Origin of the sequence: Trinickia mobilis, from assembly GCF_017315705.1 — a bacterium.
Lineage (GTDB): Bacteria > Pseudomonadota > Gammaproteobacteria > Burkholderiales > Burkholderiaceae > Trinickia_A > Trinickia_A mobilis.
Map to the genome: position 1 here is coordinate 21,181 of NZ_JAFLRF010000041.1, position 12,462 is coordinate 33,642.

The 12,462-nt window shown below is 65.6% G+C and carries 12 protein-coding genes; 2 read left to right on the forward strand and 10 right to left on the reverse strand.

Annotated features, from left to right (window positions below; genetic code table 11):
* Nucleotides 1-41: 41 nt before the first annotated feature.
* Nucleotides 42-1,376 (reverse strand): hemolysin family protein, encoded by a 1,335-nt coding sequence (locus J3489_RS31240; protein WP_207004683.1) that lies wholly within the window; start codon nucleotides 1,374-1,376, stop codon nucleotides 42-44.
* Between the two features lie 127 nt (nucleotides 1,377-1,503).
* Nucleotides 1,504-2,268, reverse strand: coding sequence for a sensor histidine kinase (locus J3489_RS31245; protein ID WP_207004717.1), 765 nt, complete (start codon nucleotides 2,266-2,268; stop codon nucleotides 1,504-1,506).
* Between the two features lie 127 nt (nucleotides 2,269-2,395).
* Between J3489_RS31245 and J3489_RS31250 the strand changes: the two genes are divergently transcribed.
* Nucleotides 2,396-2,737 (forward strand): FKBP-type peptidyl-prolyl cis-trans isomerase, encoded by a 342-nt coding sequence (locus J3489_RS31250; RefSeq protein ID WP_207004684.1) that lies wholly within the window; start codon nucleotides 2,396-2,398, stop codon nucleotides 2,735-2,737.
* A gap of 74 nt (nucleotides 2,738-2,811) precedes the next feature.
* The gene (locus J3489_RS31255) at nucleotides 2,812-3,597 is read left to right on the forward strand and encodes an AraC family transcriptional regulator (protein WP_207004685.1); all 786 of its coding nucleotides are present in this window, start codon (nucleotides 2,812-2,814) and stop codon (nucleotides 3,595-3,597) included.
* 32 nt (nucleotides 3,598-3,629) lie between these two features.
* Here the strand turns inward: J3489_RS31255 and J3489_RS31260 are convergent, their stop codons facing one another.
* The 8 genes from J3489_RS31260 to J3489_RS31295 all read right to left on the reverse strand — a co-directional run bounded on the left by J3489_RS31260 (nucleotide 3,630) and on the right by J3489_RS31295 (nucleotide 12,455).
* Nucleotides 3,630-4,820: an O-succinylhomoserine sulfhydrylase gene (locus J3489_RS31260; RefSeq protein WP_207004686.1), complete on the reverse strand. Its 1,191-nt coding sequence runs from the start codon at nucleotides 4,818-4,820 to the stop codon at nucleotides 3,630-3,632.
* A gap of 155 nt (nucleotides 4,821-4,975) precedes the next feature.
* The gene (purF, locus tag J3489_RS31265; RefSeq protein WP_207004687.1) at nucleotides 4,976-6,523 is read right to left on the reverse strand and encodes an amidophosphoribosyltransferase; all 1,548 of its coding nucleotides are present in this window, start codon (nucleotides 6,521-6,523) and stop codon (nucleotides 4,976-4,978) included.
* 54 nt (nucleotides 6,524-6,577) lie between these two features.
* Nucleotides 6,578-7,072 (reverse strand): CvpA family protein, encoded by a 495-nt coding sequence (locus J3489_RS31270; protein WP_207004688.1) that lies wholly within the window; start codon nucleotides 7,070-7,072, stop codon nucleotides 6,578-6,580.
* Between the two features lie 13 nt (nucleotides 7,073-7,085).
* The gene (locus J3489_RS31275; RefSeq protein WP_207004689.1) at nucleotides 7,086-8,069 is read right to left on the reverse strand and encodes an SPOR domain-containing protein; all 984 of its coding nucleotides are present in this window, start codon (nucleotides 8,067-8,069) and stop codon (nucleotides 7,086-7,088) included.
* Between the two features lie 45 nt (nucleotides 8,070-8,114).
* Nucleotides 8,115-9,425, reverse strand: a complete 1,311-nt coding sequence (folC, locus tag J3489_RS31280) for a bifunctional tetrahydrofolate synthase/dihydrofolate synthase (protein ID WP_207004690.1) — start codon at nucleotides 9,423-9,425, stop codon at nucleotides 8,115-8,117.
* Nucleotides 9,426-9,595: 170 nt separating this feature from the next.
* Entirely contained in the window at nucleotides 9,596-10,468 is an 873-nt protein-coding gene (gene accD, locus J3489_RS31285; protein ID WP_207004691.1) for an acetyl-CoA carboxylase, carboxyltransferase subunit beta, read from the reverse strand.
* Between the two features lie 166 nt (nucleotides 10,469-10,634).
* Nucleotides 10,635-11,450 (reverse strand): tryptophan synthase subunit alpha, encoded by an 816-nt coding sequence (gene trpA, locus J3489_RS31290; RefSeq protein ID WP_207004692.1) that lies wholly within the window; start codon nucleotides 11,448-11,450, stop codon nucleotides 10,635-10,637.
* Between the two features lie 45 nt (nucleotides 11,451-11,495).
* Entirely contained in the window at nucleotides 11,496-12,455 is a 960-nt protein-coding gene (locus tag J3489_RS31295; RefSeq protein WP_374193507.1) for a DNA-methyltransferase, read from the reverse strand.
* Nucleotides 12,456-12,462 lie beyond the last annotated feature (7 nt).

Sequence of the window (12,462 nt, forward strand, 5' to 3'; positions counted from 1 at the left end):
AGTCTCCGAATCTCTATCGCTATCTAGCACCGGCGCCCCCCTCACCCCCCCTCATCCTCAAACGCCTTCGGATACACCCGCACGAGCACGATTCTCGGCCCGTGCATCTTCTTCACGACGACGTCGAAGTGCTCGAACCCGACGCGCTGTCCTTCGGACGGCAAATCATTAAGCGCATGAATCACAAGCCCCCCGACCGATTCGGCCGACCCTTCGTCGATATCGATCCCGAGCACGCGCTCGAGCGACACCACGGGAAGGCTCCCCTTGCCCATCAGCGTGCCGTCGTCCATGCGGGTCCAGTCGGCGTCGCCCTGGCGGAACTCGTCGTGAATCTGGCCGACCAGCGCGCCGAGCAGATTGTCGAGCGTGAGGAACCCGATCGGCTTCTGGTGCTTGCCGCCGACCAGCGCAAAATGCGGCGCGCCGCGGCGGAAACGGCGAAAGACTTCGAGCGCAGGCGTGTCGGGCCGCACGTACTGAACCGGGCGGGCGTAGTCGGAAAGATCGTCGAGCGTCGAGCCCGCGTGGCGCGCGAGCAGCAAGTCCTTCAAGTGAATCAACCCGGCGACGCGCTCGCCCGCCGCATCCTCGAACAGCGGATAGCGGCTGAACCGGTGGCGCGCGACGACCTGCATGTTGTCGCGCAGCGGCACGTCGCGCCGCAGGCCGATCATCTCGTGCGCCGGGCGCATCAGGTCCGACACGGTCATCGACGAGAAATCGAGCGAATGCGCGAGCGTGTTCCATTCGTCTGCGTTATAGGCGATGCGCGGCGCAGGGCCGCTCCCGCCGCGGCGGCCGCGCAAGATGAGCTTCAGCTCGTCGGTCGAATAGTGCGAATCGCCGCCGTGGTCCGCCGACAATCCCGCGACTTTCAGCACCGCGTTCGCGCTCGTATTGAGCAGCCAGATCGCCGGATACATCGCCCAATAGAACCCGTAGAGCGGCACGGCCACCCACAGCGCAACCTGCTCGGACTGCCGGATCGCCATCGACTTCGGCGCAAGCTCGCCGACGACGATGTGCAGAAACGAGATGACCGAAAACGCGAAGAACAGCGAGATCGCATGGATCAGATCGGGCGAATCGATGCCGAGGACCCTGAAAAGCGGCGACAGCAGGTTCGCGAAGGCGGGCTCGCCGATCCAGCCGAGACCGAGCGAGGCGAGCGTGATGCCGAGCTGGCACGCGGAAAGGTACGCATCGAGCCGTCCGTGCACCGTGGCGAGCAGACGGCCGCGGATGCCGTTCTTGCGCGCCAGCGCCTGCACGCGCGTGGACCGCAGTTTGACGAGTCCGAACTCGGCTGCGACGAAGAAACCGTTGAGGGCAACCAGCAACAACGCGCCGATCAAGGCGACGATCTGAATCAAAGCGAGGGGCTCCGGAAATGAAAGGCCTCAGTATAGGGTGCTGCGGGCGGAGCCAAAAAATGACGGCCGATAGGCAGGGCGCCGGTCGTTTCGGCGGTGTCCGGCGCGCGATGCGCCGCTGGCGGGCTCAAGCGGCGAGCGGAACGCGCAACGTCAGCGTGGATTTTTCGCCGTCGACGGTTTCGCTCTGCGCCAACACGCCGCCGTGCGCCATCGCGACGCGTTGCGGCAGCGCAAGCACCCAAGCGATGCGTCCGGCTTCGCGCGGATGCGTCGCCTGCTTGCAGGCGAAGCGCTCGAAGGCGTGCGGCAGCTCGACGTTGCGGAGTGCGGCGAAGCTCATGGCGTGCGTGACCTCGACCTGCCAATGCCCTGCGTCGATCGCGCTGCCGACCGTCACCGCTCCGTCATGCGCGCTCGCTTCGACCGCGAACGTGAGCATGGTCCACAACGCCTGCGACAGACGCTCGCGGTCGCCGTCGAGCGTCTCGGCGTCGAGCGATGAAACGATCGATAACGAAACGTGGCGCGCATCGGCGAGCATGACCCGCACTTCGCCGGCGACGCGTTCGACGAGCGCCCGCAGCGCGAACGGCGCGCGGGAAAGTGCGATCGTCTTGGTCTGCGCGCGCGTGCTGTCGACCGCTTCCTCCAGCAGCTTCACCTGCTGATCGACGCCGGAGCGGATCCCCGTCAGTGCGCGCTGCGCGGAGGCATCGCCGGCATCGAGCTTGCGCTCGAGCACATACGCCCAGCTATGGATCGCGTTCAACGGGCTGCGCAAATCGTGCGAGACCAGCGACAGCACATGATCGCGCATGAAGAGCGCCGCTTCGGCGCTAAGGCGCGCGAAGCGCTCGTCAAGCGCGGCATCGGCAGCAAGGGAAGTCATCGTCACGATCGATCCTCGTACGCTCGAAGGAAGGGAAAAACAATTATAGGCACGCCAGCGCGCGGCGGCCGCGCACCGTCGCCCGAACGCCTACAATGGCGGTTTCCAATATTTACGGGAGGAATCCATGTCGATCGTCACCACCGAATCCGGCCTCAAGTATGAAGATCTGACCGAAGGAACGGGCGCCGAAGCGGTCGCCGGTAAAACTGTCAGCGTCCACTACACGGGCTGGCTCACCGATGGTCAAAAGTTCGATTCGAGCAAAGACCGCAATGACCCGTTCGCCTTCGTGCTCGGCGGCGGAATGGTCATCAAGGGCTGGGACGAGGGCGTGCAGGGCATGAAAGTGGGCGGCGTGCGGCGCCTCACGATTCCGCCCCAACTCGGCTACGGCGTGCGTGGCGCGGGCGGCGTGATTCCGCCGAATGCGACGCTCGTGTTCGAAGTCGAATTGCTCGGCGTTTGATGGCGCGCTTCGATGGCGCGCGTTGATGTTCCTTTGCAGCCGCCGCCATCCGCTCACGCGATGAACGTATTCGCATGAATCCCGCTCACTCCCACGAACCGTTGCTGTCGCCCGCCGTTTCGCTGCGCCGCTATGGCGCCGTCGAAGCAACGGACGTGCACGGTTTTCACCAGATCGTGCTCGGGCTCGACGGTTCGATGGAGATGGCGGTGGACGGCGTCGGCCAGCGCATCGACTGCCGTTCCGCGTGGCTCGTGCCGGCCGGCGCGCGCCACGACTACGCGGGCGTCGGCGAGAACCGCCAGCTCGTGCTCGACTTGCCGGCGGCGTCGCTCGCGGTGCCCGAGCGGCTTTTCGAGCGCGCCCGCGCCGTGCCGATCGACGCGTCGCTCACCGTGCTCGTGCGCAACGTCGCGGCGAGCGCGGCCGGCCATGCGCCGACGTCGGCTGCGCTCGACGTGCATCGTTTCCACTGGGACGCCGCCGCGCGCCTGTGCGCCGCGATCGTCGCCGATCCGAACACGACGCTGCCCGCCGCAGGGCTCGATTTCGCGCGCATCGACCGATGGTTGCGCGCGCACCTTTCGGAACCGCTGCGCATCGCGGACCTGGCCGCGCATTGCGGCTTCGGCATGCGCCGGTTCCATCAGTTGTTCATCGAGGCTTTTGGCGAAACGCCGCATCGCTATTTGCAGCGCTTGCGGCTCGACACTGCGGTCACGCTGCTCAACGATCCGCGCAATGCGCTGACCGATGTCGCGCTGCAAGTCGGATTCGGCGACCAGAGCGCGTTCACCCACGCGTTCACGCGGCGTTTCGGACGCGCGCCCGGACAGTGGCGGACCCCCGGGCGGCATTGAGCACGGCGTCCTCGCGATCCTGAAACTGAGACTCAGCCCGCGAGCCCGTGCGCGAGATCGCCGCAAATATCGCCCGCGTTTTCGAGGCCCACGGCGAGGCGAATCAGCCCTTCGGTGATGCCCGCCGCGGCGCGCGCCTCGGGCGTGACGCGGCTGTGCGTCGTCGTCGCGGGGTGGGTGATCGTCGTGCGCGTATCGCCGAGGTTCGCGGTGATCGAGCAGATCTTCGTGCCGTCGATCACGCGCCAAGCGTTCTCGCGCTGCTTCTCGGGCGTATCGCCCTTCAGTTCGAACGCGACGACCGAACCGCCCGAGCTCTGCTGGCGCTTCGCGATCGCATACTGCGGATGCGATTCGAGCCCCGGATACCAGACACGATTGACCGCCCGATGCGACTCGAGAAACCGCGCGACTTCGAGCGCATTCGCCGACTGACGCTCGACGCGCACCGACAGCGTCTCCATCCCCTTGAGCAGCACCCACGCGTTGAATGCGGAGAGCGTCGGCCCGGCGCTGCGCACGAACGGGAACACCTTCTCCATGATGAACTGCTTCGTGCCGACGAGCGCGCCGCCGAGCACACGCCCCTGCCCGTCGAGGAACTTGGTCGCCGAATGCATGACGACATCGGCACCGAGCTTGATCGGCTGCTGCAGCGCGGGGCTGCAGAACGAATTGTCGACGACGAAGATCGCGTTCGACGCCTTCGCGATCTTGCCGATCGCTTCGATGTCGGCGAGCTCGCAGAGCGGGTTCGTCGGCGTCTCGAGGAAAAACATCTTCGTCTCTGGACGCACGGCGTTCTTCCACGCGTCGAGATCGTTCGGATCGACGAAGGTCGTCGTGATGCCGAAGCGCGTGAAGATCTGCGAGAACATGCCGAGCGTCGAGCCGAACAGGCTCTGCGAGCTGACCATGTGGTCGCCCGCCTGCATCGCGGCCATCACGACCGACAAAATCGCGCTCATCCCCGAGGCCGTCGCCATGCACGCTTCGCCGCCTTCGAGCGCGGCGAGGCGCTCCTCGAACATCGTCACCGTCGGATTCGTGAAGCGCGAGTACGTGTAATAGTCCTCGGAGTGCTTGAAGCGCTCGGCCGCCTGGGCCGCGCTCGTAAAGCAGAAGCTCGACGTGAGGAAGAGCGCTTCCGAATGCTCGTTGTATTCGGTGCGCAGGGTGCCCGAGCGCACGGCCAGGGTGTCGAAATTCAAGGAGTCGTCCATGTTCGTTGTCTTTCCGCGTTGTGTTCCGTACGAGAGCGTGCGATGCGTGGGGTCAAACCAAGAATGCTGCAGGCCGCCGCGATGAAAAAAGCCCGCTTCGCGCTGGCTCAAGCGGGCTTCGGGTGCGGCCTGCCTCAACCGACGAGGCTCGCCGCTCACTCCACCGACAACTGCAAGTGCAATTGCGAGCGCGACGAACCGCCGTCGACAGCATCGCTTGCCGCATCGCGGTCCGACTGCGATGCCGGCGCGAGCCGCGCGCGCTCGATCGTGTCGAGATACTCGGTCGTCACGTCGCCCGTAATGTAGTCGCCGTCGAAGCACGACGCCTCGAAGTGCGAAAGCGCCGGATTGATGTCGCGCACCGCTTGCTTCAACGCATCGACGTCCTGATAGACGAGGTAATCGGCGCCGATGATCTTCGCGACTTCGTCGTCCGTGCGGCCGTGCGCGACGAGCTCGCCGCGCGTCGGCATGTCGATGCCGTAGACGTTCGGGAACTTCACGGGCGGCGCCGCCGACGCGAAGATCACCTTGTTCGCGCCCGCATCGCGCGCCATCTGCACGATCTCGTGCGAAGTGGTGCCGCGCACGATCGAATCGTCGACGATCAGCACGTTCTTGCCCTTGAACTCGATCGCCATCGCGTTGAGCTTCTGGCGCACCGATTTCTTGCGCACCGCCTGGCCCGGCATGATGAAGGTACGGCCCACGTAACGGTTCTTGAAGAAGCCCTCGCGATACTCGACGCCGAGCTTCGCCGCAACCTGCATCGCCGCGGGACGCGACGAATCGGGAATCGGCATGACGACGTCGATCGCGACATCCGGCAGCTCGCGCTTGATCTTCGCGGCGAGATAGTCGCCCATGCGCAGGCGCACGTTGTAGACCGGCACGCCGTCGAGCACCGAGTCCGGCCGCGCCAGATACACGTATTCGAAGATGCACGGGTTGAGGCTCGAATGATCGGCGCACTGATGGCTGTGCAGGTTGCCGTCGTTATCGATGAACACCGCTTCGCCCGGCACCACATCGCGCACGAATTCGAAGCCGATCCCTTCGACCGCCACCGATTCCGACGCCACCATCCACTCGACCCCGTGCGCCGTTTCCTGCTTGCCGATGCAAAGGGGACGGATGCCGAACGGATCGCGAAACGCCAGCAGGCCGTAGCCCGCGATCAGCGACACGATCGCGTACGAGCCGCGCACGCGCCGCTGCACGCCCGACACCGCCTTGAACACCGCCGCCGGATCGAGCTGCAGGCCCGAGCTGGACAACTGCAATTCGTGCGCGAGCACATTCAGCAGCACTTCGGTATCGGAATTGGTGTTGATGTGGCGGCGGTCGATGCGGAACATCTCGTCTTTCAACTGCTGCCAGTTCGTCAGGTTGCCGTTGTGCGCGAGGATGATGCCGAACGGCGCGTTCACGTAGAACGGCTGCGCCTCTTCCTCGTTCGACGCGGAGCCCGCGGTCGGGTAGCGCACCTGGCCGATGCCGACCGTGCCGGGCAGGCTGCGCATGTTACGCGTGCGGAACACGTCGCGCACCATGCCGTTCGCCTTGTACATGTGGAAGTTGCTGCCGTTTGCCGTTGCAATGCCGGCGGCGTCCTGACCGCGGTGCTGCAGGAGCAGCAGGCTGTCATAGATCAGCTGATTGACCGGGGATTGGGAAACTACGCCTACGATGCCGCACATGGCACGTCCTTCAAAGGTACAAAAAGGGTCACTGCGAGCGCTGCGCGCTGCCCGTCAAACGCGGACGTAATCAGCAAGCGGTTCGGGAAGCAGCGATTTCAGTTCGCGCACGCCCTGCTCCGCGTACGGCCGCAGCAGCGCTTGGCGCCAGAATTCCTGTTTTGGCAGTTCGGTCAAGCCTGCGAGGGCGACCAGGAGCACCGCCAATATGACCCCGCGCGCGAGGCCGAACATCAATCCGAGCGAGCGGTCGACGCCGCCTAGCCCGCTCACTTCGACGAGCCGCGCCAGCAGCGCATTCGCGACGCTCGCCACGAGCACGACGCCGACGGCGATCGCGGCAAACGCGATCAACCATTGTGTCAACGCGCCGCCCGGCCAGTTAGCTGGAATATAGGGCACCACGAGCCCAACACAACGGCAGGCGATAAAAAAAGCTGCGATCCAGCCGATCAATCCGAACACTTCCGACAGCAGGCCGCGCCACGCGCCGCGCAGCGCCGACAGGCCGATCACCGCCATCACGGCATAGTCGAACGCGGTGAACATCGGCGCCGTTGTCCTATTGCTCGGAGCCGGCGCTGCTGCCCGCGTTCGCCGTCAGGCCCGCCTCGCGCACCTTCGCGATGGCAGCGGACGCGGCCGCGCGATCGGCGAACGGTCCGGCGCGCAGCAGAATGCGCGTCGAGCCGTCGGCTTGCTTGCGATGCTCGGTGTACGCGGGCACGCCCGCGGCCTTCAGCTTGGCCGCCCAAGTGCGCGCGCTGGCATCGTCCGTGAACGAGCCGAGCTGCACCGCAAAACGCGCGCCGGGCGGCGCAGCGGGTGTGCCCGAATCGGCGTCGGCCGGGCTCGGCGTGGCGGCTGCGGTGTTCGCAGCCGACTGCTGCGTGGCTTGCGTGGCTGGCGCCTGCGGTTTCGCGGCAGCCGTCTGTGCCGGCGGCGTGGCCGGCTTCTTGGCCGACGCCTGAGCCGCCGGTGCGGTCGCGGCTGGTTTCGTCGATTGAGCGCTGCTTTGTGCGGACGATTGCGATCTCGCTTGCACGGACGTCTGCGGCGTGACTTGACCGCTCGCCGCGGCCTTGTTCGAGCCGGCAGCGCTCGCCGACGGTGCAACCGGCGCTACGCCGGATGCCGCAGCCGTCGCCTCGGGCGCCGGATTGTCGGGCGCGACGCCCGCTTGCGTGTCTTCGTCGCTCGCGGCTTGCGTATCGTGCGCCGGGCGGTTCGGAATATCGATCGAGATATCGTCGGTGACGGGCTTCGGGTGCGAATCGAGCACCATCGGAAGCACGACGACCGCGGCAATCACCAGCGCGATCGCGCCGACGAGCCGCCGCCGCGCACGCTGCTTTTCCGGGAGAGTGGGATCGAGCATCATCGCATCGACATCGCCCGCGCGCTCCGCGCGCCGGGTTCGCCGCTCAACGCGCGCCCCGGAGGAAGTCCCCTTCGGGGGCTCGGTGCGCGGGCTACGTCCTGAGCTGGCATTCGCGCCGCGCCGGCTAGGCGCGTCGTCTTTCTTGCCGAACGAGAAAAGTCCCATGAATGGTGGCTGTGTTCGAGGCTGACGCGTCAGTGTTGCTGCAAATTACGATAGGCCCGCTTTTCGAAAGGCCATCACGCCCGCTACCGTATGGAAACTGCCGAAAACCACGATTCTATCATTGTCGGACGCCCGTTCTAGTGCATCTTGATAAGCGTCCGCGGGGGTCGCAAAGCGCGTCACGCTGCTGTCCGCGGTGTCGGTCACGCCTGCTTCGCGCAGCGCGGCTTCGAGATCCGCGGCCGACGCCGCGCGCGGCAGCGGCAGGTCGGTTACGCACCAGTGGTCGATTTCGCCCTTCAGGTGCGCAAGCACGCCGGCGATGTCCTTGTCGCGCATCGCGCCGAATACCGCGTAGGTGTACGGGAAATAACCCATGTTGCCGAGATTCTGCGCGAGCACGGCCGAAGCATGGGGGTTATGCGCCACGTCGAGCACGATCGACGGCTTGCCCGGCAGCACCTGGAAGCGCCCCGGCAGCTCCACGTTCGCGAGCCCGAGGCGGATGTCCTGCGCCGATACCGGCAACCGCCCGCGCAGTGCTTCGAGCGCCGCCAGCGCCGCCGACGTGTTGATCAACTGGTTCGCCCCGCGCAGCGCCGGATAGGCGAGCGCCGAACGGCGCAGCGCGCGGCCGACGTAGCTCCACTGCTGGCGCTCGCTGCCCGCCTGTCCTTCGTAGCGGAAGTCGCGCCCGAAGAGCCACAGATCGGCGCCGATCTTCTCCGCATGGTCGATCAAGGTCTGGGGCGCGCTCGGATCGCTGCAAACGGCGGGCTTGCCCGGGCGGAAAATGCCCGCTTTTTCGAAGGCGATCTTTTCCCGCGTATCGCCGAGGTACTCGGTGTGATCGATATCGATGCTCGTGACGATCGCGCAATCGGTATCGACGATGTTGACCGCGTCGAGCCGGCCGCCAAGGCCGACTTCGAGAATCACGGCATCGAGCCCGCGCGAAGCGAACAGATGCATGATCGCGAGCGTCGTGAATTCGAAGTAGGTCAGCGAAACCGGTTCGGGAAAGCTCGTGCGCGCCGCCTCGACGGCTTCGAAATGCGGCAGCAGATCGGCATCGGTGGCGATCTGGCCGTTCACCCGCGCCCGCTCGTTGAACGCGAGCAGATGCGGCGACGTATGGCAGCCGACGCGATAACCCGCGCGCAGCAGGATCGATTCGAGGATCGCGCACGTCGAGCCCTTGCCGTTCGTCCCCCCGACCGTGATGACCGGACATTCGAACGACAGCTTGAGCGCTTCCTTGACCTTGCCGATGCGGGTGAGCCCCATGTCGATGCCGACCGGATGCGCGGTCTCGAGATGCGCCAGCCAGGCGTCCAAGGTGGGGAATGGGGTCATGGGACGAATCAGTTGTGCGGTGAAACGCGCGGTTTCACAAGCCCGTAATTATCGCGGAAATGACGGCGCGCCGCTTGAATTCGCTTCAAGCGGCGCGCGGGGTTTGCTGCGTACGTCTGCGTTGATTCGGCGTGACGAGTCGCTTAAGCCGCTGCGGCAAGGCCGCTTGCTCAGGCCACCGCGTCCGCGGGCTGGCGCGTCAGCAGCGCGATTAATTGCGCGAGTTCTTCGCGCAGCTTGCGGCGGTCGACGATCATGTCGATCGCGCCCTTTTGCAGCAGGAATTCGGCGCGCTGGAAACCTTCAGGCAGCTTCTCGCGCACGGTCTGCTCGATGACGCGCGGACCGGCGAAGCCGATCAGTGCCTTCGGCTCGGCGATCACGACGTCGCCGAGGAACGCGAAGCTCGCCGACACGCCGCCCATCGTCGGATCGGTCAGCACCGAAATGAACGGCAGCTTGGCGTCCGAGAGCTTCGTGAGCATCGACGTGGTCTTCGCCATCTGCATCAGCGACAGCAGGCTCTCCTGCATGCGCGCGCCGCCCGACGCGGTGAAGCAGATGAACGGCACTTGCTGCTCGAGGGCATTCTGCGCGCCGCGCGCAAAGCGCTCGCCGACCACCGAGCCCATCGAGCCGCCCATGAACGCGAACTCGAAGCACGCGACGACCACCGGCAGCGTGTGGATCGCCCCGCCCATCACGACCATCGCGTCGGTCTCGCCGGTATCGTCCATCGCTTCTTTGATGCGATCGGGGTACTTGCGGCTGTCCTTGAACTTGAGTGCGTCGACCGGAACGATCTCCTGGCCGATCTCATAGCGGCCTTCCGCGTCGAGCAACCCGTCGAGGCGCTCGCGCGCGCCGATGCGCATGTGATGGCTGCACTTCGGGCAGACATGCAGATTGGCCTCGACGTCGTTGCGGTACAGCACCGCTTCGCACGACGGGCACTTGATCCACAGGCCCTCGGGAATCCCCTTGCGGCTTTTCGGATCGGTCTGCTTGATTTTCGGCGGCAACAGTTTGTCGAGCCAGCTCATGATGCCTCCCGCGAACGATAGTGAGCGTGGGCGTAGTTCATGTTGCTCCTTTCTATGTTTCGGCACCCGCGGCGTATTGCGACGCTCCAGTTTCCGCACCGTCCTGACTTGGCATGCGGAAACCGGCGGGGACTCGAACCGGATGATGGTGACTTACGCGGTACTTTTACGCGGCAGTTGCGCCGATGCCGTCGAGCGCGCGCCGGACTTCGGCGACGAACTGCGTCAGCTTTTCAACGGCGGCTTCCGGCGCGGTTTCTTCGAGCAACTGCACGATACGGCTGCCGATCACGACAGCATCGGACACTTCGGCCACCGCGCGCGCCGTCTGGGCGTCGCGAATGCCGAAGCCGACGCCCACCGGCAAGGGTACGCGCGACTTGATGGCCGGGATTTTACTCGCGATATCGGAAACGTCCAGATTTGCGGCGCCGGTCACACCCTTTAGCGACACGTAGTAGACATAGCCGCTCGCGATCTTGCCGACCTCGGCGATACGCTCGTCGGTCGACGTCGGCGCGAGCAAAAAGATCGGATCGATGCCGGCAGATCGCATCTGACTCGCGAAGTTAGCCGATTCTTCCGGCGGATAGTCGACGACCAGCACGCCGTCGACGCCCGCCTCCTTGGCGGCCGCGGCGAACGTTTCGGTGCCCATCCGCTCGATCGGGTTCGCGTAGCCCATCAGCACGACCGGCGTCTTGTCGTCGCGCTCGCGAAAGCGCTTCACGTCGGCCAGCACCTGGCGCAGCGAAACGCCGCGCGCAAGCGCCCGTTCCGACGAGCGCTGGATAACCGGGCCGTCCGCCATCGGGTCGGAGAACGGCACGCCCAATTCGATGACGTCCGCGCCGCCGGCGGCGAGCGCGTGCATGAGATCGACGGTCTTCGCCGGGTCCGGGTCGCCCGCTGTAATGAACGGGATCAGCCCTTTCTTGCCCTGTGCGGCGAGCGCCGCGAGTGTGTTCTTGATTCGGGACATGGAATTTTCTCTGGAATCGTTGGCTGCGCGGTTCGGTTCGGGGGCCTAGCCCTCGACGGCCGCGGGCGCGAGGGGGGCATCAAGCCTGCCGGAGACGGCGCTGACACGTTCGCGCGCAATCGCGCAGTAGCTTTCGTTGATCTCAAAGCCGACGAACTCGCGCGCGTGGCGCGCGCAGGCGACTGCCGTGGTGCCGCTGCCCATGAACGGATCGAGAACTCGACCGCCCGGCGGACAGCTTGCGAGCACCATGCGCTCGACGATTTCCAACGGTTTTTGCGTCGGATGGTCGACGCGCTCCGCATGCTGACGATGCAGGCGCGAGACCGACCAGACATCCTTTGGATTGTAGCCAAGCTCCAGCCACTTGCTGCCCTCGAACAGCTTGCGCGAGCGGGCCTTCTTGGTGGCGGCGTCGTACGGGATGCGGACCGGATCGAGATCGAAGTAGTAGTCCTTCGAGACCGCGAAATAACCGATGTTGTCATGCACCGACGTGAAGCGGCGCGTCGTACCGCCCATGCTCGGCACGCGCCGGTCCCAGATGATCTCGTTGACCATCGTGAGCTTCGTCTTCAGAAACGAGAAGATTTCAGGCGCGTATTGCCACGTGCAGAAGATGTAGAGCGAGCCGGAGGGCTTGAGCTTCGGGACCGCCAGGTCGAGCCAGCCGCGCGTCCACGCGAGGAAGGCTTCGCCCGTGAGCATGTCCGAATCGTTGCCGTAATCCTTGCCGAGCCCATACGGCGGGTCGGCGACGATCAGGTCGACCGAAGCGTCCGGCACGTTCTCCATGTCGGTCAGAAAATCGCGGTTGCGGATGTCGATGCCGCTCGGCAACGCCGGCAGCTTGGGCTGCACTGCCGCAGACACCGACGGCTCCGCTGCCGGCGCCGGGGCAGTTTGAACCTCCGCCTCCGGCTTCGGCTGAGACTTCGCTTTCGCCGGCGGCCGCTCGGCCGCCCCAGCGGCGGCCGGCTGCGGCTCGTCGAATTCGTCGAACAGGTCGCGC